Source organism: uncultured Pseudoteredinibacter sp., assembly GCF_947502065.1.
GTDB lineage: Bacteria > Pseudomonadota > Gammaproteobacteria > Pseudomonadales > Cellvibrionaceae > Pseudoteredinibacter.
Window position 1 is genome coordinate 180,922 of sequence record NZ_CANMYE010000002.1, and the last position, 21,135, is coordinate 202,056.

Genomic DNA, 21,135 nt, shown 5'->3' on the forward strand with positions numbered 1-21,135 from the left:
CAATTGAAACCAGCATCAGGTAACGGGGTCAGAACCCAAGAGTTCTGACCCCATTTCGAAGCCGAGATGCTAAACCCCACCCCAAGTTTCAATTTCATTCACAAAGCAAGAAAGCCAAGCATTAGTTTGATGGGCATCCACTGCACGGTGGTCAATACTTAAAGAAACATAGCACTTAGGACGAATGCGCATTTCATCACGACCATCAACTTCAATCACTTCAACGCGTTTTTCCATCTTGCCAATACCCAAAATGGCCACCTGCGGTTGATTAATAATAATCGGCGCCGCCATTAGGCTGCCGCTCACACCATGATTAGATATTGTAAAAGTGCCGCCTTTCATATCAAATGGCGTTAATTTATTCTCGCGCGCTCTTTGGGTTTGATCATCCAAGGCCTGAGCAATACCCAATAGGTCCATCGCTTGCACGTTTTTCACTACCGGCACAACCAAACCTTTATCACCAAGCGCTGTACCTACACCAATATTTATCGATTGAAATATCTCTAAAGCATCTTCGTGAAATTGCGCATTCATATCCGGTACGGCAGCCATCGCTTTAGCGCTGGCCGCAAGGAAATAAGCGGTAAACGTTAGATTTACGCCTTTTTCAGCAAACTCTTTTTTATGCCATTTTCTGTGCTCGATAATATTGCTCATATCCATTTCAAACACAGAGGTCACATGGGGTGCTTTTTCCAATAAGCTCTCCACCATATGTTTTGCTATCGCTTTACGCATCGAAGAGTGGGGCACCATGCGGCTATTCATATCCGCCATGGCAACAGCACTGTTTATGGCATTATTCGATGCCGTTTTTTGCGCTTGCCCAGAGGCGATATAAGACAATGCGTCTTCGCGAGTAATTCGACCGCCGCGGCCACTGCCCTGCATTTGTTCGATATCTAGATTATGCTCGGCAACCAGCTTACGTACAGCTGGCCCCATTAAATGGCGACAAGATTGATCAGGGTTTACAGCGCTTTGTTGCGCAACAACGTTAGTTGTTAAAACGTTCTCTTCAGGTTTATTTGCCTTATCAGCTTGTGAAACCGACTGCTGTGCTTCCGTATTAATCAAAGCCATTACAGAATCAGGCTCCACCTTATCGCCGGGTTTAAACTTGTGCTCCGTCAAAACACCACTGCAAGGTGCCACGACCTCTATGGCAACTTTATCCGTCTCTAACTCCACCACAGGCTCGCCTTCGCTTACAGCATCACCAATGTTAAACAACCACTGGCTCAAAGTAGCCTCGGTGCCTTCTAACTGCTCAGCGGTCAAACGTAATTCTTGTACACTCATCATCACAGCTCCAATAAATCCGTTATTTCACGAACAATATCTTCCACCGCAGGCACTGCAGCTTCGAGCAGGTGAATATTATGGGGGCTTGGAATATCCGGCATGGTTAAGCGACGCAGCGGCGCATCTAAATCGAAGAAACACTCATCAGCTAAAGTCGCAGCAATTTCCGCACCAAAGCCCGCGGTTTTATTATCTTCGTGGACAATTAAACAGCGTGCCGTTTTACGAACCGAGGCCAATATGGCGTCTTTATCCCATGGCTGAATGCTACGCAAATCAATAACTTCAATGGCGTCTTTTTCAGGGTTAATTTGCTCGGCAGCTAATTCGCAACGCTCAACCATTGCCCCCCAAGTCACCACAGTTAAACGATTGCCTTCTCTTAAAGTTTTTGCCTTCCCAAAAGGCACTACAAAATCATCTCCTGGATAAGGGCGACGCGCCCAGCCATTGTCGATAAGAGCACGATGCTCAAAGAAAATAGTTGGATTATTACTGCGCAAGGCCGAGCGCAATAAACCGACGGCATCTTCAGCATTCGATGGCATAACTAGCTGCCAACCCACCTTGTGGGCCCACTCAACTTCATCCGACATGGAATGCCAAGGGTCACCGCGGCGGGCAAAGCCACCCGGTACACGAACTACCATAGGCGCAGCAAATTTATTCGCCGTTCGCCAGCGCATAATGCCAGTATCAGTTAGTTGCTCGGCAGCAGGTTCAGCATATTTACGAAATTGAATTTCCGGCACCGGCATTAAGCCACTTAAGGCCATACCCACCGAGCGACCGATAATGCCTTCTTCAGATAAGCTGGTATCAAATACACGCTGCTGACCGTATTTTTGATGCAAGCCTAAAGTTGCACCATGAACGCCCCCCTTAGGGCCAACATCTTCACCAAATACCAGCACCTTAGGATTGCTTTGCATCTCCACATCTAAGGTTTGGCGAATGGCTGCCAACATATTTAAACGACGACCTTCCGGTTTTGCTTCGGTATTACTTGCTGGAAATTGGTGATCTTGTGTAGCCAGGCCACCGCGAGATTGTAAAATCGCCTGGCCGGCAGCGTCTTCTTCACTATAAACAAAACGCTTAATCGCAGCCGGGTCTGGCTGTGGCCTATGCATCGCTTCATCCAATGCATGACGCACCTTGGCTTCAGCGCGCTCTTCGATTTGCGACCAATGCGTTTCACTGACCAAACCGTTATCCAGCATAAATTGCTTGAGCTTCGGCAAGGGATCTTTGGCCTGCTCAGCTTCGATCATTTCAGCTGGCTTATAGGTTTGAGTGTCTTGGAAAGTGTGACCACATAGACGTGGCACCTTCAAACGAAGCAGGCAACAGCCCTTGCCAGAACGCACATAGTCAACCGCTTCTTTAATTTTGCTGGCTGCTTCAAGCGGATCAGTGCCGTCGCCATCAACAATATGCAGCTGCTTATAGGCCGCAAGGTTTGCGACCTGATCGCCCCCAGGAGTTTGCACCTCTTGTGGCACCGAAATACCGTAGCCATTGTCTTCGATATAAAACAGGTGGGGTAAATTATTAGTGGTGGAGATATTTAATGCTGCCCAAAAACCACTGGTAGACATGGAAGAATCCCCACCCATAGAAACACCAATGGCTCCTTCATAGCTACCATCGTTTAACTCATCGCGATGATAAACTACCGATTGTGCCCAGCCGCTTATGGGAGAAAACTGAGAGCCCACACCACCACACATTGGAAACAACGTAGTACCCGTTGATTCACCATTTCGCATATTGGGGTAGTTGCACACCACCCCGATATCACGACCATCACTATAACCACCGGATCGAGCCAGTGGCCCGGCAACAGCCTCCACAAAATCCAAGCCCAGCGACAAAACAAAGGGGCGAGAGCGGTAATACCCGGTAGCGCCATCATGTTTGTGGTTAAGCAAGCTGCCCAACATTACTTGGGCCAGGTCGTGACCACGAGCTGAAAACTGGTTAAACACCAGCTTTTGAGGAACCAGTTCTTGCTCTTCAATGGTATCCATAGCCCGGGAGGCTAGAACAATATGGGCAATATGGGGCCAGTCAAAGGCGGCAATCGCCTTTTCTGCATCGGTGGAATTTGTCATTGTCGCTTCACATTTTCGTTATGGTTATACGGCTCTAAAGCCATGGCGGCGAGCACGCTCAAACCGCTTTATCACTCTTGGGGTACTGTAGCTTTAGAGTGCCGAAATGTGGTTGCGAATGTGGCCCATGCCCAACAAGCAATAGAAACAATTTTCAATAAATCAGACCAACAAGGAAACATTATTGCTTTGTTATCGCATTTTATTAACTATATGATATATAAATAAAGCAATGGAGAGATACCCAGCTAGATCTTCGAGCGACTATAACGATAACAACTAACATATAAATGAGGCCGATGATGGATAAATACGATGCACAAATACTGCATGAGCTACAGTTGGAAGGCCGTCTCTCTAATCGTGATTTGGCCGAGCGCATAGCTCTGTCGCCGGCCCCTTGCTGGCGCCGTGTAAAACGCTTGGAAGACGAAGGCTTTATTCGTGGCTACAGTGCCCAGGTAGACCATAAAAAAATAGGCTTACAAATTATCGCCTTTGTCGAAGTCAGCTTGGACATCCATCACCCTGAGACGATTCAAAATTTTCTTTCAATGATCGCCAACGAGCCAGGCATATTAGAATGCCACTCGGTAACCGGGCAATGTGATTACCTGCTCAAAATTGTCTCTAAGGATATGGAGAGCTATGAAACCTTTGTTTCAACCCAACTACTAACAGCACCAGGTATCCGCTCAGTAAACACCTTGATATCGATGAGGCAAAATAAATTAACCAGCGAGCTGCCGGTAAACCTTGATTAGTAATTTAATATGAATCGCCCTAGCAGTAACTTGCCAAGACTTTGCAAGAGACTACAATGGGTCCTCTTTTGAGTTTGGCATTTATGCAGAATTCAATCGACAACCATAGCGCAACGGGCCCTACATTTATTCGCCCACTTAGATAATCTGGAATAAATCATGTTTGAGAAACTCGACATTATCCCCCAAGACCCCATCCTTAGCTTAATGATGGAATTCCAAGGTGACAACAACCCCAATAAGGTTGACCTAGGCGTAGGTGTTTATAAAACCCCCACTGGTGAAACACCTATTTTGGCTAGCATCAAAACAGCCGAGGAATATCGTTGGCGTAACGAAGCCACCAAATCTTATATTGGCGGCCCAGGTAATGCGGATTTCAATCAGCTGATGCGCGAACTCGCGTTGGGTAAAGATCATAAGGTGCTCGCCCAAGGCCGAGTTGCTTCTATTCAAGCCCCAGGCGGCTGTGGTTCCTTGCGCTTAGGAGCTGAGTTAATTAACCGCATCAAGCCTGGCAATAAAATTTGGATGAGCAACCCAACTTGGGCTAACCATGTCCCATTATTTGGCGAAGCTGGGCTAGAGATTGCCGAATATCCATATTACGATCGCGAAAGCTGCTCGGTACGTTTTGACGAAATGTACAAAACTCTAGAGCAAGAAGCCAAAGCGGGCGATGTGGTATTACTACATGCTTGTTGCCATAACCCTTGCGGCGCAGACTTGAATGCCGAGCAATGGCAAACCATGGCTGAGCTTTGCAAAAGCAAAGGTTTAGTGCCTTTCTTAGATATGGCTTATCAAGGTTTTGGCTCGGGATTGGTGGAAGATACCATTGGCGTACGCACCATGGCCGACACCGTTGATGAGATGTTTGTCGCAATTTCTTGCTCGAAAAACTTCGGCCTTTATCGTGAACGCATTGGCTTATTGATGGCCATCACTCAAGATAGTAATGCCGCACAAGCCGTTAGCAGCCAGTTGATCAATATTGCCCGCGGAATTTGGTCTATGCCACCAGCCCATGGCGCTGCACTCGTTGCTACCATTCTTGGTTCCGATGAACTGACCAAGCAATGGGAAGCTGAAGTGAAAGAAATGCGCGATCGAATCAATGGTTTGCGAAGCCAAGCTGTAGCTAAATTAAACGCTGCTTGTAATGGTGTAGATTTTAGTTTTATCGAAAAAGAATTTGGCATGTTCTCTTTCTTGGGCATTAGCCCAGAGCAGGTTGCCAAATTAAAAGCTGACTACGGTATTTATATGGTGAGCTCTTCGCGAATTAATGTTGCTGGCCTAAATGATAGCAACTTAGACTACTTTGCAGATTCGGTAGCTAAAGTCCTATAAATCAGGCCCCTTACGTTATACAAGTAGCGGGGTCAGAACCTTAGGTTCTGACCCCGTTTTTGTTTAAGCTATCTGTGTTGAAAACTCTTCCCGTAGAATCTTTGTTGCTGCCACCATGTTTTTCAGGGCAGGCCACACCTCTTCTGCCTTACGAGTTTTCAAACCACAATCGGGATTTACCCAAAGCTGATTAACATCAATATTTTTATTGGCTTCTCTCAGAAGCTTTGCCATCGCTTCTGTACTAGGGGTATTCGGGCTGTGAATATCATACACACCAGGCCCTATATCATTGGGGTAATTAAAATCTTCAAACGCCTGTAGCAACTCACTACCAGAACGTGAATTCTCGATGGTGATTACATCGGCGTCCATATCGGCAATATGCTCAATAATATCGTTAAACTCGGAATAGCACATATGGGTATGAATTTGCGTAGCATCATCAACACCATTGGCCGATAATTTAAAGTTGCGCACCGCCCACTTCAAATAGTTTTCCCAAGCACTACGTTTTAAGGGCAAACCTTCACGCAGTGCAGCCTCATCTATTTGAATCACTTTTATTCCCGCAGCCTCTAGATCAAGCACCTCATCTCGTATTGCCAAGGCAATTTGCTCACAGGTCGTTTTACGTGGTTGATCGTCACGTACAAAAGACCAATTCAAAATGGTCACCGGACCTGTCAGCATTCCTTTTACAGGCTTATCACTACACGATTGCGCAAAGCGAGCCCAGCTTACCGTCATAGGTTTCGCTCTTTCGACATCACCGTAAATTATCGGCGGTTTAACACAGCGCGAGCCATAAGATTGAACCCAAGCGAAACGACTGAATGCGAAGCCATCTAATTGCTCACCAAAGTACTCGACCATATCATTACGCTCGGCCTCTCCATGCACCAACACATCCAAACCAATTTCTTCTTGTTGCTTGATACATTTTGAAATTTCACTGCGCATCTGCTGTTGATATTGCGCCTCGCCTATTTGTCCCGACTTAAAGGCTCTACGTAAGCGACGAATATCACTGGTTTGCGGGAACGATCCAATAGTAGTGCTTGGCAACAAAGGCAACTTCAAAGCTTGCTGTTGCAGTTTTCGACGCTTGCTAAATATCGATTGGCGTTGATACATACCGGCATGTAGAGCCTGGCTGCGTTGACGAACCTCCGTTTTTTTCGCCCTTTGGTAAGCATCCCATTCACTGAGTGCTTTTCGAGACTGTAAGAGCTCTCGCTCTACACTTTCCTCGCCACCGCTCAACGCTAATGAGAGAATTTTCAATTCTTGCAGCTTCTGTTTTGCGAATGCTAGTACAGAACGAATATCTGTCTCATCACCTACAGCTTGAGCTTCGAGATCCAAATCTACCGGCACATGTAACAAAGAGCAACTAGGCGCCAGCCAGATGTCAGCTTCTCTTCGCTCAATAATTGGCTTAATAACACTTAAGCTATGATCCAAGTTATTACGCCAGATATTTCGACCGTTGATTATTCCTAGGGACAACACTTTGTGGGAAGGCAACCAATCCGCCACCACTTTGATTTCTTTTTCGGCGTTTACCGCATCAATATGCAAGCCTTGCACGGGAAGGTCGCAAGCTAAACGCAAGTTATCCGCAAGGGCACAAAAATAGTTAGCCAATAGAATTTTAGGCCCGGCACCATTTATTTGATGATAGGCCAGGTTAATGGCATGACGCCACTCTCTGTCCAACTCCAAAGACAATATCGGCTCATCGATCTGCACCCATTCCACTCCTTGCTGGGCAATGGCTTGCAGAATTTCTTTGTACGCCGACAACAAATTGGGTAGTAAATCTAACTTGGAAAATTTATCTCTTGCTTTTGACAGATACAAATACGTTACCGGCCCAATGATCACAGGCTTAGCCCGTTCTATTGAATAGCCCTCTTCTAAAAACTCTTTTAAAGACTCAAGCCAGTGATTTGGATTCGCAGAAAATTCCGTCTGCGCTGAAATCTCAGGGACAATATAGTGGTAATTACTATCAAACCACTTAGTCATCTCAGCAGCCTGTGTGCAGCCACAAGCACTATCGACGACAGAGCGTCCGCGCGCCGTTTTAAAATAAGCTGCCAAGAAATCTTCTTGATTGCGAGTGGCGCATCCGGCTTGGGCTCGATCGGGGATATTGCCCAGGGCGAAGCTGGTATCAAGTACCTGGTCGTATAGCGAGAAGTCACCCACGCTAATAAGATCTAAATCCTTTTGTTGCTGCCACATCCAGCTGCGCATTTGCTTGGCTTTTTCCATCAACTCTACTGAGCTTAATTCGCCAGCCCAATAAGCTTCTAAAGCAAATTTCAATTCGCGCTGTGCGCCGATACGGGGAAATCCCAAACTGTGGATGTGTGCCATGTTTTTCTCCTAAATACGGCAAATTGGATAGGTCGCGTATTGTAGAGAGGCCAAATTGTGAATAATATTGATATATTTCGACAATATCATGAATTTTGCTCATATATATGATTGAACGACTGCACTTAGAAATCGTCTTGGCTGTTGCCGAACACAAAACCCTTACCCGCGCTGCTGAACAACTGTTCCTAAGCCAGTCGGCGCTTAGTCACTCAATCAAGAAGCTGGAATCCCGACTAGGAGTTGAACTGTGGCTAAAGGAAGGGCGTGGATTAAGACTTAGTCCTGCTGGCTTGAGATTATTAAAGCTGGCACAACGCCTGCTTCCTCAACTTAAGCATTGTGAGGGGGAGCTCATCGAGTACGCCAAGGGCCGTCGAGGGCAGCTGCGCATTGGTATGGAATGTCACCCATGCTATCAATGGCTTCTGCGCACAGTATCCCCGTTTTTAGAGCATTGGCCCGATGTAGATGTTGATGTAAAACAACGCTTCCAGTTTGGCGGCCTCGGTGCCATCTTACATCACGACATTGATTTGCTAATTACCCCAGACCCTATTCAAGATAAGGCCCTGCAGTACCTTAGCGTATTCAACTATGAGCAAGTTTTGGTCTTACATGAGGAGCACCCTTTAGCAGGTAAGGAGTATGTGCTGCCGGAAGATCTTTGTAATGAAACATTAATCACCTATCCTGTCGAAAGAGATCGTTTAGATATTTTTAGCCAGTTCTTATCACCTGCGGAACAATCGGTTAAAAAGCATCAGTGCATTGAAACAACTGACATTATGCTACAAATGGTTGCCGCTAAACGCGGCGTTACCGCATTACCCGCATGGCTGTTAGAACAGTATGAGAATACCTTGCCGCTTGCCTCAAGTCGTTTAGGTAAGGCAGGAATACACAAACACATTTATTTAGCGCACCGAATCGAGGATGCTGAGATACCTTATTTGCAGGGGTTCATTGAGCAAGCACAAATAACAGCGGAACATATGTTAAGAACTTAGCCATGTCGGCTTTGAGACGGGGTCAGATCCCTAGGGATCTGACCCCTGCCTTTTCTTTAATGGACGGGGTTAGAATAAGCTTTGCTGATGTTTACCACTTTCATTGCAGTAAACTCATGAAAGCCCTCTTCACCCCATTCGACACCAAGTCCGGATTCTTTGGCTGGCGCAAATGGTATATGAGGCCCAAAAGCGCAGTGCTGATTAATCCAAACAGTGCCTGAATCAATTTTCCCAGCCACTTCACGGGCACGATCTAAGTTGCCAGACCAGACCGAACCACCCAAGCCGTATTCTGAATTATTCGCTCGAGCAATCACCTCATCAAGATCGCTATAACGAACGATTGGTAAAATCGGACCGAAAGGCTCCTCGTCTACTACCGCTGCACCATCTTCAATATCACGCACGACAGTGAGAGGGACAATAAAACCCGGAGCATCAGGAACATCGCCACCAGCAATTATACGGCCATTAACCTTGGCACTTTCAATATAAGAACAAACCTTATCGAACTGCATGCGGTTTTGCACTGGGCCAAACTGCACTCCATCCTCAAGGCCATTACCAACCACAGCCGCTGAAGCCAGTTTTGCAATTTCTTCACACAAACCTTCATATATAGAATCGTGAACGTATAAACGCTTCAAAGCTATACAAACCTGGCCCGAATTTAAAAAGGCCGCGCCAAAAATACCTTCAGCGACCTGCTTAGGATCAACATCATCTAAAACAATTGCCGCATCATTACCGCCGAGTTCTAGCGTTAGTCGTTTTAAGGTACTAGAAGCACTGGCCATGATCTTCTTACCTGTTGGAGTAGAGCCAGTAAATGAAACCTTTGCTATCCCTGGGTGACTGCTGATTGCGGGGCCAAGATCATTGTTGTCACAAAGGATACTTACCACTCCCGCCGGGAAGATATCAGCAATCAATTCGGCCAGCCTTAAGCTACTTAATGGCGTTGTAGGTGCCGGCTTTATGATAATACTATTGCCCGCCATCACTGCCGGTGCAATTTTGTATAGACTTATAAGCAAGGGGAAATTCCAAGGGCATATACCCGCCACGACACCTAAAGGTTCACGTAGAACTTCAATGCGGCCATTGTCATCCTCACTAAGTACTTTGTCTTCGATCGTGCAATCAGAGAAATAATTAGCAAAGATCTGAGCAAACATTACCTCATCTCTGGCCTGCGCTAATGGCTTCCCTTGCTCCTGAGTCAAGAGACGTGCAAATTCCTCTGCATTTTCCTCGACAGCGGCTGTCAGTTTTTTAATGTAGGCACCGCGCTCAGCAAAACTGAGTTGTCGCCAAGATTGATAAGCTATTTGAGCGGATTCTACGGCTTCGTTGAGCATTGTCTCATCGGCAACGGGGCATTTAGCCACTACCGTTTCATCAGCAGGGTTTATCACATCAATTGCTGATGCGCCCTCGCGCAATTTGCCGCCAATCAATAGTTTGTATTCTGTCATCACCATTCTCTCTATATTAATAACCGAACCAGGGGTCAGATCCCATGGGATCTGACCCCGACACGCGGCAAGCTACTTCGCTAATTTCTCAAGCATAATTTCCCGCATACGGAATTTCTGAACCTTCCCTGTTACTGTCATCGGGAACTCTTCTACAAACTCGATAAATTTTGGAACCTTAAAATGCGTGATCTTGTCTTTGCAGAAGGCTTGCAAGGTATCCGCGTTTATACTCGCAGCTAATTTAAGCTGAACCCAAGCACAAACCTGCTCACCAAATTTTTCATCAGGAATACCAAATACTTGGACATCTTGGATGTCTGGATGAGTAAATAGAAATTCTTCTACTTCGCGTGGGTAAACATTTTCACCGCCCCGAATGATCATATCTTTTAATCGGCCAACAACTTGTACAAATCCTTCGTCGTCCATCACGCCTAAATCACCAGAATGCAGCCAGCCATCTTTATCGATGGTTTCCGCCGTGCGCTCAACCTCATCCCAGTAACCTTTCATGACCGAATAACCACGGGTACAAATTTCACCCCGCTCTCCGATAGCGACGACAGCACCATCTTCGTTACAGATTTTGACTTCCAGACGCGGTCCAGGTCGACCAACGGTTTCCACACGCTTTACTAAAGGATCGTCAACTGCGGTCATGTGATTCACAGGGCTTAACTCAGTTTGCCCATAAGCAATCAGCACCTTACTCATATGCATCTGGCTGATCACTTTCTTCATTACCTCGGCCGGGCATGGGGCACCCGCCATAATGCCTGTACGCAAACTGCTAAGCTTAAAGTTCTGAAATTCGGGGTGATCCAACTGTGCAATAAACATGGTGGGAACACCATGCAGGGCCGTGCAAGCTTCTTCTTCAACGGCCTGTAAGGTTGTTAGAGGATCGAAAGCTTCATCAGGGAATATCGCGGCACTACCATGAGTAATACAAGCAAGGTTCCCCATTACCATACCAAAGCAATGGTACAAAGGTACTGGAATGCAAAGGCGATCATTTTGATCCAGTTGCATGCCATCGCCAACGACCTTGCCATTATTTAAAATATTATAATGACTTAAAGTGGCCCCCTTAGGGTTGCCTGTTGTGCCACTGGTAAATTGAATATTGATGGCATCGTGACAATCTAAAGACTGCTGCACCACTTTTACCTGCTTACGAAGATCATCACTCGCTAGAGATTGCAACTCGGAAAAATTCAGCATCCCTGCTGAGGGAGTATCGCCCATCCGAATTACCCATTCTAATGAAGGCAAATTTTTGGACTGCAAAGCCTTAGTTGGCAAGGGACTGTCATCAACATGAGGAGAATGATTCTTTAGTTCAGGCATTAGCTCATCGAGCATATCCAAATAGCGGCTGCTCTTAAAAGATTCCGCACTAATAATGGCCTTACACTGCACCTTATTCAGTGCGTACTCCAACTCATACAAGCGATAAGCCGGATTAATACAGACCATCACAGCGCCTATTTTTGCCGTAGCGAACTGTGTTAAACACCACTCGATACGATTCGGTGACCAAATGCCCACCCTATCACCGGGCTTAATTCCCAACGCCAATAAGCCCGCGGCTAGCTTTTCGATTTCCTGCTGATACTCTTGGTAAGTCCAACGAATATTCTGATGCCTAACAACAATAGCGCTGTGATTAGGGTATTGCTCAACGGTTCTGTCAAAAGTATCCGGGATGGTCAGCTCTAATAAATCGACGTCTTGGCTGCCACTTAGCTGAGAAAGTGTTAAAGGACTAGTTTGCATTGGCCCACTCCTTTTCACGCAGCTCTACTCGGCGGATTTTCCCGCTAACCGTCTTTGGTAATTGATCAACAAATTCAATTTTTCTGGGGTATTTATAAGGTGCGGTTACAGTCTTTACATGATTTTGTAAATTGAGCTTCAACTCTTCATCGGGACTTACACCCTCAGCCAAAACGATAAAGGCTTTTACCACCTCTCCCCGTTCTGCATCTGGGCTTGAAGTCACCGCAGATTCAATCACAGCAGCATGCTCTAAAAGAGCACTTTCCACCTCAAAAGGGCCAATACGATAACCTGAAGACAAAATCACATCATCAGCGCGCGAGACAAACCAAAAATAACCATCTTCATCCAAAGTGGCTCGATCACCCGTGATATACCAGTCGCCCCGAAAACAGGCCGCGGTTTTTTCTGGTAACCCTTTGTACTCTTTAAACAAGCCTAAGGGCGCGATCGGTTTAACACACACCGCTATATCACCCTCTTCCCCTACGCCTAGGCGATTACCCTCTTTATCGATCACCGCAAGATCAATGCCTGGAATGGGCTTACCCATTGAGCCTGGTTTTGGCTGCATGTTTGGTGTGTTACCGCAAAGGATGACTGACTCGGTTTGCCCATAGCCATCGCGAATGGTAATCCCCGTTGCTCTGTTCCAGACATCGATAACTTCAGCATTTAAAGGCTCACCCGCACCGACACAGTGCCTCAGCTTGCCAAAGTTCGTATCACTTAAATCACATTGCACAAACATGCGATAAACCGTTGGCGCCGCACAAAACGTTGTAATATCGTAACGCGCAAACAAAGCCAAGCTTTGCTCTGCGCTAAAGCCCGATGTGTGGTGAACGAAAATTGCCGCACCTCGTAACCAAGGGGCAAAATAACTGCTCCATGCCGCCTTAGCCCAACCAGTATCGCTTAAATTCCAGTGCAGATCGTTGTCGGATAGATCCAGCCAATGCTGCCCTGTACTGTTGTGGGCACGAGCATAAATATGATTATGGATGCACATCTTTGGATAACCAGTAGTACCCGAAGTAAAATAGCAAAGCGCGTCTTCATCAGATTCTGTTTTTATCGCAGGAAAATCCGCTGATGCATTGTTGATTATCTCCTGATAAGCCAACATATCCCCTTGTGCGTCCCCGACAATCACAATGTGCTGAAGAGAATTGCATTGCTCTTTCATCGAGCTAAGCTTATTTGCTTGACTGGAATCCGCAATTAAGCAAGCGGCCTCTGTCGCATCTACGCGATAGGCGATATCTTTCTCGGACAGTTGAGTGGTGCCGGGTGATGCCACCAAGCCCATACGCAAACAGGCTGTCATGGTGTACCACCACTCTAATTGACGCCCCATTAAGATAATTACAGTATCGCCACGCTTTAAACCCTGCATTTGCAAGGCACTGGCCAAACGCTGAGACTCAATACTTAACTTTGAAAAGCTAATTATTTCTTCACGGCCTTCATCATCCACCCACACAATAGCGGTTTTCTCCGGCTGCTCTCTGGCAAATTTATCAACCACTTCGGCGGCAAAGTTATAATACTCTGGCACAGAAGCGTGGACGGAGATAGAAGCCTCACCTGGCAATGTGTGTTCATTATTCTTCATGTCATCACTACTCATTAAAAAGTGCCTACCCTAGATCATTTAGCAGCGGCCTAAGGCAGGCAAGCACACTACTTACTCGGACCAACTGTAATTAAAGGAAACACCCCACCAACGAGGCAAGCCATAGTAGTTTTCAACCAAACCAAATCCACCAACTGAAGGTTCACCCGCCAGATCAAAAGCCATAGTGCGATATTCTTCATCGGTTAGGTTGTTGACAAATAATTCTACTCGCCAGCTTTCATCGGCACTGGCATAACTTAAGCGAGCATTACTCAAGGTGTAGGCTGACTCTTTACCTACGGGGGAGTTTTTCAACTGGAAGTAATGGTCATCCATATAAGTCGCATCTAATTGCGCAACGACTCTGGCATCACCAAGATCCCACTGATAGCGCAACAAGCCATTTAGGTTTAACTTCGGAGTTAGTACAGCCGTGCGATCAACCGCGGTACCATCAGGCAGGGTGTAGGCATCTTCAACATTGTTATCGATATAGCCCGCACCAAAGATCAACTCTAAGCCGTCCATTGGTGCTGCAAAAATTTCAATCTCAGCGCCCTTAACTTCAGCATCGGTATTGAACACATAAGTCGTTAAACTCTCTAAAGCGAAAGCCTGGTAGTCTTGATAATCGTAGTAGTAGCTCGCGCCATTGATTCTCCAACTGCCATCTTCCGAGCTCCACTTAAAGCCAAGCTCATAGGCATTCAGCACTTCTTCATCAAACTTCATCTGACTAGTTGGACGGCTACCGTTATAAAACAAGGTTGCATCCAATGGAGCATTGAATCCGCCAGCTTTAATGCCTCGGTTATAACTGGCATAAACTAAGGTGTTCTCGTCTGGCTTCCAATCGAGCTGCAGCTTGGCAGTAATTAGATCTTCGTCGATACTGGCATCATTGGTATCACCAACTACCAGCGCCTCTCCGAACCCTGTGCCACCTGGATCATTCGTAACCGCCGTTGGACTAAAGGTGAATAAAGGACCACCCAAGCCTAAACCGTCAATCGCCGATACTTGGCTGGAATCTGTTGCTGCAAAAAGTGAAGCGTATTGTTTGAAGTCTGTGGTTTTATCTTCGTTTGACCAACGCAGGCCCGCGTGTACAGTAAAGGCTTCGCCTAGGTCATATTCGATTTGCCCAAAGAATGCCGTAGACTTTGTTTCGGTTTTGAAAGGGCTATAGAGCCCTAAAGTATCCAAGCTGGCATCATCTAAGCCCGCCCCAGGAAAAGCTGCACGGAAGAAATTCGCCGCGATACCACCGTTAGCAAAATCACCTTCGATCTCTAAATAGTAGGCGCCGGTAACCCAGCGCAAGTTATCGCTGTCACCACTTAGGCGAAATTCCTGAGACCACTGATCTAAGTCACTTTGCAAAAAGAAAGAAAAGAAATCATTGGGCGAGGCATCGGAGTCTTCTAGATAATCTTTTTCCAAGGTTTGAAAATCAGTAATACTGACAAAATCAAAATTCTCAAACTCCCACTGAATATTACTGCTAAAGCCACGAGTCTCAACTTTGTTATGGCCGATTACATTGTAGGCTCCTGAGTGAACGTTATTGTTGTTCTCTTGGAAACCTGGCACCAGCGAATCGCCCAAGCCCTGTAAATCTTCACCATCAAATGGCAAACCTAGGCCGGTATTTGGATCAACTCTAGCGGAACTGTGTTTGAAAAAGCCTGAATCAATATCTTGCTCACCCGCTCTGGCACTTATAAGCCATTGGCCTTTTTCAAACTCCCACAGTAATTGGGCACGCACAGCCCAGTCATTGCCGTCATTTAAATCTGTACCGATACGATTTTCAATGTAAGGGTCATGCTTATTACGCAAAAAAGAAATACGGCCGGATACCGTTTCACTAAGCCCGCCGCCAACAGCACCTTCGACTTTCACTTGATTGTGATCTGCTAGAGTAAGGTCAATATAGCCCTCGTTTTCTTGGCTAGGCTTGCGAGTAATGTAGTGCACCAGGCCGCCCGTAGCATTACGACCAAAGAGCGTACCTTGTGGGCCTCGCAATACCTCGGCGCGCTCCATATCAAATAACTGGAAGCCAGCCCCCGAGGCCGCACTCACATAAGCTTCATCAACATACACCGCTACTGGGGATTCTTGGTGATCACCCGAAAAGTCGTTTTGTCCGACACCTCGAATACTGGTAAAAAATGACGACGGACCATTTGGCTGAATCGTCGTTACGCCCGGAGTCATTGCGGTAATCTGCTGAGCCGTGTCATAACCCAACTCCTGCAATTGGTCACCACTAAATGCCGTAACGGCGATACCAACATCTTGCAAGCTTTGTTGTCTTTTCTGCGCAGTAACAACCACCTCCTCAATCACCGAAGAGTAGCTATTCATGGCTATGGGTAGGCTACAGGCGATCGCAATCGCCAAACGAGAGTGCTTCATCTTACTTACCTTCTATCATCGTTATTGTTATGTAGGTCAACCGTACTATATCCGCAATTAATAGGTCAACCGTACAATTTTTAATAAAAAGCTATCCGCTTATAATTATTTTTATGTAATACGTACTATTTCTTGGCTTCTGTTATAATTTCGCCGGTGTGTTTACAGCGAATTAGGGGTTAACTTGAGCAGCACGAATAAAGTGAAGAATGGCGTATACAGCAAAGGAAAAAGCCGTATTAATGACATTCTCGACGCCGCCCATCAATTATTGATCGACGCGGGCTACCATAATTTTTCTATGCGCAAAGTCGCTGATGCCGCAGGCATCAAATTGGGGAATTTGCAGTATTACTTCCCCAGCAAAAGCTTATTAGTTTCTGCCATGTTGGATAAAACCATCCAGGTTTATCTCGATACCTTCGATGAAATTCGAACCCATGGCAGCCCAGAGGAACAGTTTCAGAATCTGATCAAACACGTCATTACAGATCTAACTTCTCGTGAAACCACACAGTTTTTCCCTGAACTTTGGTCGCTTTCCAATCACGAAGAAGACATCACCGTGCACATGGACCAGATGTACGCTAAATATCGCAGCATCCTTGGCGACATCATCGCCGATATGAACCCTGCTCTGAGCCCTAAGCAAGTTGAAAAACTATCTCTTTTCATTAGCGCCTCAGTTGAGGGCCATACTGTCTTTATTGGCCACAACAAACCTTGGACTAAAGAGGTCGACAACATCGTGGCAATGGCCACCCAGAGCTTTACCTGGCTTGTCGAACATGGAGACATACCAAAACGTTAATCTTTAACCCTAAACCTGTTCGCCATTTCGTTTTATTTATTCTCTGCGAACTGGCGAACTAGGCGCTCACGTGTTTTCATCACATCCACTAGCACTTTGGCCCTTAGCTTTTTAACCTCGGCCTCGGTATACGGCGAAAAACTATTACTACTAGTACCTGACATGCTACCCAGCATCCAGTTTAAGAGCTCGGCCAGTTCTGCATCATTTAAAGGCGCATTGGCCGAGCCCGGTACCTGTACGAGAAATTCTCTACCGCCAGGTACCGTTAAAAACTTATGTAATTCACCTTTCATGCTGGGCACACTGCCCGCCTTACCGCGACCATCGGCAAGGTGGCAACCTTGGCAATTAATCATATAGTTGGTGCGCGGCTCCATCGCGGCCGCGCTAACTGCCGGTAGACATAATAAGCACAAAGCCAATGTTCTAAATACCGTGGCCATTTTGAACGCCCTCACTTGATCAATTTAACTCTGGCTGCTTGTTTATCAGCTGCTTACGCAAGTTAGCATTGGCTACAGGATTGCCCTTGTTTTTGCTAAGGTTCTTAATTTCTTGCTCGCTAAATGGTTGCCATGATTTAGATTTATTCTCAGCATCCAGTTTCTCAGTGGCATAATTCAACAAATTGGCAATTTGTTGGGCGCTTAGATCACCAGTTTGCGCAGGCATTACGCCAGAGTAGCTTTGACCATTTACTTTGATCATTCCCATTAAACCGCCATTGAGAACTCGCACCAGATACTGCCGACCTAGTTCAGAACTCGCTATTTTTGCGAGGCGATTTTTTAAGGGAGGGAAGGCACCAGGTATGCCTTGCCCATCAGCTAAATGGCAAGCTACACAACGAACATAATGTTGTTCCGCCTCACTGGCCTGAAGCAAGCCCGGTGAAGAAAGGATTAAGCTCAACGCCAATACGGATTTACTTATTATTGCTTTCATTATTTTTAACCTTATCGCTTCTCGGCTAGCAATGTTTAACTACCAGTGCTCAACTGGCTGAATCGGTTGCCACGCCCAAGACAATCGCAGTCGAGCAGGTATATACCGTGCTGGATGCACCCAGACACCAATTAGTATCGTTATTGGTTTGTGCACGATAGATCGGAGTATCACGCTCATTACGATTACAAAGGCAGCGACCACAACTACTGGTACCACAGCAATCGTTATAGGAAATAATATAGTTCTTACCGTCCTCGGGGTTTAGGCAGGTACCTATCCAAGTAATGGGCGACATCTCAGTACCTGGTGGACAACTGTTCTGAGTACCACCACAACAGCTACATAAAAAGCCATCAATGGCACAGTAACGCCAATAATCACATTGGCTTGGATCACCTGGATCTCCTTTTACACCCGATTCCTGCGCGGCAACGCCAGGATACATTCCGCCACCAGAACTGGATGCGCTCGCTCGAGCCACCGGCAATAAAGGAATCGCTGCACCACCGACAAGAGCCGTTCCGAATCGAGTTATGAAGCTACGTCGCGAGGAGTTTTGCGCAAGGCGACGGGAGCTTTTGATCGTTAATTTATCTAACCACTTCATTGTTATTCTCCTATCACGAACTACACACGTATTTCTTTTGCCAAAGTAGCACTAGAATCCATCGCATCTTTCTGCAGGTAGCTTTGAATAGAATCTATGCCTAGCTCTTTTGATTCGAACAGACTTTCTAGGTGCTCACGGGAGTTAATCAAGCCCATGGATGTCACACTACCCTGTTCATCGATCAGAACTGCATAAGGCAGCTTGGCAACGCCGTAAAGCTTACCCAGACGCTCAGAAAGGACATAATCAAAGTTCTGTAATTGATACTCAGCGATAAAATCAGCGTGTTCTTGGGCGTCGCCATCACTGGCCAAAGTTACCTTTAACCAAGATTTCTCAGCTTGGGCGCTCGATTTTAGTACTGGCAGTAGTGTTTTACAGACAGGGCAGCTAGGTGCCAAGAAAAATAGCAGCTGCGATTTTTCTTGTTGCGCTCCTATGCTAATCGCCCTTTTGCTTAGCAACTCTTCAACTTCTAGAGCCGGAGCTTTATCCCCTACTTTTAAAGTTTGATTCATCATCAAAGCACCAGCAGGTGCAACCCGCTCATAAAGCACACCAATTTGACGGGCCAACGCCACCACAACAACAAGTAGCGCTATCACACATAGCCAAAGAATGGCATTTGAGATCAGTAGTAACTCAGTCATAATTTGATTCTCTTTATTATCAACTTATACATTTTGCTTCTTATATTTTTAAACACTTATTGCCCTTGGCGGCTCATTAACTGTTGATTCTTGTAGAGCAGCTGCGCACCTTGACGAATCAGTATTAGGGCAGCACTGAAAAGTAGCGCTAATAGATAAGCATTTAATGGGGCTAATTCAGTCTGTATAGGCAGCATCAATAGCACCATCGCCATAAACAAGTTACGCAACACCATCCACCAGGAAATGCTCTGTTTAGAATCCGGACCATTGCAACCGCAATCCAAGCGCTTGCGACCTCGTAACAGATTAATAGCCATAGCCAATGCGTACACAAGCAGCAAAAGAGCAGCCACATATACAGCCATTGACTGACTTAGTGGCAATATCAAGGCGGGAACCAATAGCAATTCCGTAGAGGCCAAACTGCGATTTAAAAACCCAGTTAAGAACTTCGGAGCTAACTGATAAGCTTCCAAAGCGTGTTGGCTATAGGCCTGATGGCGCAACTTGGACATGCCCGCGCTTAAAAACATAAAGCTAAATAGAAAGATAAGGGTGTTTTGTAATACATCCATAGCATCACCCATTACTTACGCAGCGCATGCAGGCTCAAAGGCATAGCAGCAGCGCCACCCACCATGGTTTTCCACTGGCCATTATTAGCCTGATACACATCAATCTGCATATCACCATTAGTGACCGCTAGCAGTGGATCTTTGCCTCGAGTAACCTCAATGGATACACCCCAGTTTTTAAGTACAATTTTTTGTAGGCGCTTTTGAGTTTTTACATCGTAAACCCAAACCTCTGGCCCACCAGATTTGTGCGTACCGTCCTTACCGTCTTTGTGCATCAGAACATAGAGGTGGCCCGCATCATCCATAGTGGCAATTTGCCAGCCGCCTGGACGCCAATTTTCTTTTTGCTCTTGCTCGCTTAGTAATGACCAACTACCAAGATCTTTTGGGTTGCCTGCACTCAAATCGACAGCTCGAACTAAACTTTTATAGCTTGGGAAATAGGCAACTCCCTTATGGAAAACCGGCTTATCAAAAAGTGGATCTTCGTCAACATTGAATAGCGGTGGTAATTTCTGTTGCTTGCTAAGCTTGCCGCTGGCGTCTAGCTGCGCGCTATACATGGCGCCGTTACTACACAATGAAGAGAAACCGCGCTTGCCTGTTGGGTAAATCAAACCACAGCCCGGCATCTGTACCTCTTCCACAATTTTTCGGCTATCCATATCGATAACACTGACCGATGCTGCAGGCGTAAAGTTGAAGACCAATAGAAAACGATCGTTATCAACGAGGCGTAATGTATAGCGATGACTCACTACCTGGCCGCGCTTATTGCCCGGTAAAATAATCTCGCCATCCTGTTTAAGGCTTTCTGCGTCGTAGATGCTGATGACATCGGTTCTGTCGCCACGGGTGGTTCGTGAATAGTGAGTTTCGGCTATATAAAGCTCTGGCTTTCGAGTCGATTGAATAAAGCTGGCAAATTGCGCAGCATCCATTGCACCAAGATATCGGCGGCTTTGTTTTGCCAAATCTATTGCGACCACACGTCCCGCCACCAAAGCCTCGAAGTTCGCATCGTGAGCAAATAAAACAGAATCGGGTAATTGTTTTGGCAGTGTTTCGTACACCGGCAGAGGTTCAGGTTGTATTTCCGCTTGCAGAGAACAGGCGGCCAGCATCAGCGGCCAAGCAAAAAACGAGCGGAGAGAATCTACGCGAGCCATTGAGATACCTTTTACTTATGTTGTTATTTTGGAAATAGTCTAGGTCACATGAACTATTTATGTCAACCGTACTAAATAGTTAATTTTTTAAGCGGAAATACAGGCAATA

At 46.2% G+C, this 21,135-nt stretch carries 17 protein-coding genes; 4 read left to right on the top strand and 13 right to left on the bottom strand.

Features of this window, described 5'->3' with window-relative positions; all coding sequences use genetic code 11:
* Positions 1–69: 69 nt before the first annotated feature.
* Both Q1A41_RS07530 and Q1A41_RS07535 read right to left on the bottom strand, forming a co-directional pair.
* Positions 70–1,311, bottom strand: a complete 1,242-nt coding sequence (locus Q1A41_RS07530) for a 2-oxo acid dehydrogenase subunit E2 (RefSeq protein ID WP_299976612.1) — start codon at positions 1,309–1,311, stop codon at positions 70–72.
* Positions 1,311–3,428 (bottom strand): transketolase C-terminal domain-containing protein, encoded by a 2,118-nt coding sequence (locus tag Q1A41_RS07535; RefSeq protein ID WP_299976615.1) that lies wholly within the window; start codon positions 3,426–3,428, stop codon positions 1,311–1,313. Before Q1A41_RS07535 ends, Q1A41_RS07530 begins: the two co-directional genes overlap by 1 nt.
* Before the next feature lie 299 nt (positions 3,429–3,727).
* On the opposite strand from Q1A41_RS07535, the gene Q1A41_RS07540 reads away from it, so the two are divergent.
* Together Q1A41_RS07540 and Q1A41_RS07545 are read left to right on the top strand one after the other, a co-directional pair.
* Positions 3,728–4,192, top strand: coding sequence for an Lrp/AsnC family transcriptional regulator (locus tag Q1A41_RS07540; RefSeq protein ID WP_299976618.1), 465 nt, complete (start codon positions 3,728–3,730; stop codon positions 4,190–4,192).
* A gap of 159 nt (positions 4,193–4,351) precedes the next feature.
* Entirely contained in the window at positions 4,352–5,545 is a 1,194-nt protein-coding gene (locus tag Q1A41_RS07545; protein ID WP_299976621.1) for an amino acid aminotransferase, read from the top strand.
* A 63-nt stretch (positions 5,546–5,608) separates the two neighbouring features.
* On the opposite strand, the gene metE is transcribed toward Q1A41_RS07545, so the two are convergent.
* A complete protein-coding gene (metE, locus tag Q1A41_RS07550) occupies positions 5,609–7,933 on the bottom strand; it encodes a 5-methyltetrahydropteroyltriglutamate--homocysteine S-methyltransferase (RefSeq protein WP_299976624.1) in 2,325 nt (774 codons plus the stop codon).
* Positions 7,934–8,040: 107 nt separating this feature from the next.
* Between metE and Q1A41_RS07555 the strand changes: the two genes are divergently transcribed.
* Positions 8,041–8,943 carry a LysR family transcriptional regulator gene (locus Q1A41_RS07555; RefSeq protein WP_299976626.1) on the top strand — a complete coding sequence of 301 codons (903 nt, stop codon included), beginning with the start codon at positions 8,041–8,043 and terminating at the stop codon, positions 8,941–8,943.
* A gap of 56 nt (positions 8,944–8,999) precedes the next feature.
* Here the strand turns inward: Q1A41_RS07555 and Q1A41_RS07560 are convergent, their stop codons facing one another.
* The 4 genes from Q1A41_RS07560 to Q1A41_RS07575 all read right to left on the bottom strand — a co-directional run bounded on the left by Q1A41_RS07560 (position 9,000) and on the right by Q1A41_RS07575 (position 16,254).
* Positions 9,000–10,424 carry an aldehyde dehydrogenase family protein gene (locus Q1A41_RS07560; protein ID WP_299976628.1) on the bottom strand — a complete coding sequence of 475 codons (1,425 nt, stop codon included), beginning with the start codon at positions 10,422–10,424 and terminating at the stop codon, positions 9,000–9,002.
* A gap of 72 nt (positions 10,425–10,496) precedes the next feature.
* Positions 10,497–12,206, bottom strand: coding sequence for an AMP-binding protein (locus tag Q1A41_RS07565; protein WP_299976631.1), 1,710 nt, complete (start codon positions 12,204–12,206; stop codon positions 10,497–10,499).
* On the bottom strand, positions 12,196–13,842 hold the full coding sequence (locus tag Q1A41_RS07570) for an AMP-binding protein (protein ID WP_299976633.1): 1,647 nt from the start codon (positions 13,840–13,842) through the stop codon (positions 12,196–12,198). The genes Q1A41_RS07565 and Q1A41_RS07570 overlap by 11 nt, the downstream gene beginning before the upstream one ends.
* A gap of 57 nt (positions 13,843–13,899) precedes the next feature.
* Positions 13,900–16,254 carry a TonB-dependent receptor gene (locus tag Q1A41_RS07575; RefSeq protein WP_299976636.1) on the bottom strand — a complete coding sequence of 785 codons (2,355 nt, stop codon included), beginning with the start codon at positions 16,252–16,254 and terminating at the stop codon, positions 13,900–13,902.
* 184 nt (positions 16,255–16,438) lie between these two features.
* Between Q1A41_RS07575 and Q1A41_RS07580 the strand changes: the two genes are divergently transcribed.
* Complete coding sequence (locus Q1A41_RS07580; protein ID WP_299771566.1) at positions 16,439–17,065, top strand: TetR/AcrR family transcriptional regulator; 627 nt, start codon at positions 16,439–16,441, stop codon at positions 17,063–17,065.
* A 32-nt stretch (positions 17,066–17,097) separates the two neighbouring features.
* On the opposite strand, the gene Q1A41_RS07585 is transcribed toward Q1A41_RS07580, so the two are convergent.
* Genes Q1A41_RS07585 through Q1A41_RS07610 form a run of 6 tightly spaced genes read right to left on the bottom strand, consistent with a single transcriptional unit; the run spans position 17,098 to position 21,026 of the window.
* Positions 17,098–17,511 (bottom strand): cytochrome c, class I, encoded by a 414-nt coding sequence (locus Q1A41_RS07585; protein ID WP_299976639.1) that lies wholly within the window; start codon positions 17,509–17,511, stop codon positions 17,098–17,100.
* Between the two features lie 19 nt (positions 17,512–17,530).
* Positions 17,531–18,013: a cytochrome c gene (locus Q1A41_RS07590; protein ID WP_299976642.1), complete on the bottom strand. Its 483-nt coding sequence runs from the start codon at positions 18,011–18,013 to the stop codon at positions 17,531–17,533.
* 49 nt (positions 18,014–18,062) lie between these two features.
* Positions 18,063–18,623, bottom strand: coding sequence for a methylamine dehydrogenase light chain (locus Q1A41_RS07595; RefSeq protein ID WP_299976645.1), 561 nt, complete (start codon positions 18,621–18,623; stop codon positions 18,063–18,065).
* 20 nt (positions 18,624–18,643) lie between these two features.
* On the bottom strand, positions 18,644–19,276 hold the full coding sequence (locus tag Q1A41_RS07600; protein ID WP_299976648.1) for a redoxin domain-containing protein: 633 nt from the start codon (positions 19,274–19,276) through the stop codon (positions 18,644–18,646).
* A 56-nt stretch (positions 19,277–19,332) separates the two neighbouring features.
* Positions 19,333–19,854 carry a MauE/DoxX family redox-associated membrane protein gene (locus tag Q1A41_RS07605; RefSeq protein WP_299976651.1) on the bottom strand — a complete coding sequence of 174 codons (522 nt, stop codon included), beginning with the start codon at positions 19,852–19,854 and terminating at the stop codon, positions 19,333–19,335.
* A gap of 11 nt (positions 19,855–19,865) precedes the next feature.
* Positions 19,866–21,026 (bottom strand): amine dehydrogenase large subunit, encoded by a 1,161-nt coding sequence (locus Q1A41_RS07610; protein WP_299976706.1) that lies wholly within the window; start codon positions 21,024–21,026, stop codon positions 19,866–19,868.
* Positions 21,027–21,135: the final 109 nt, after the last annotated feature.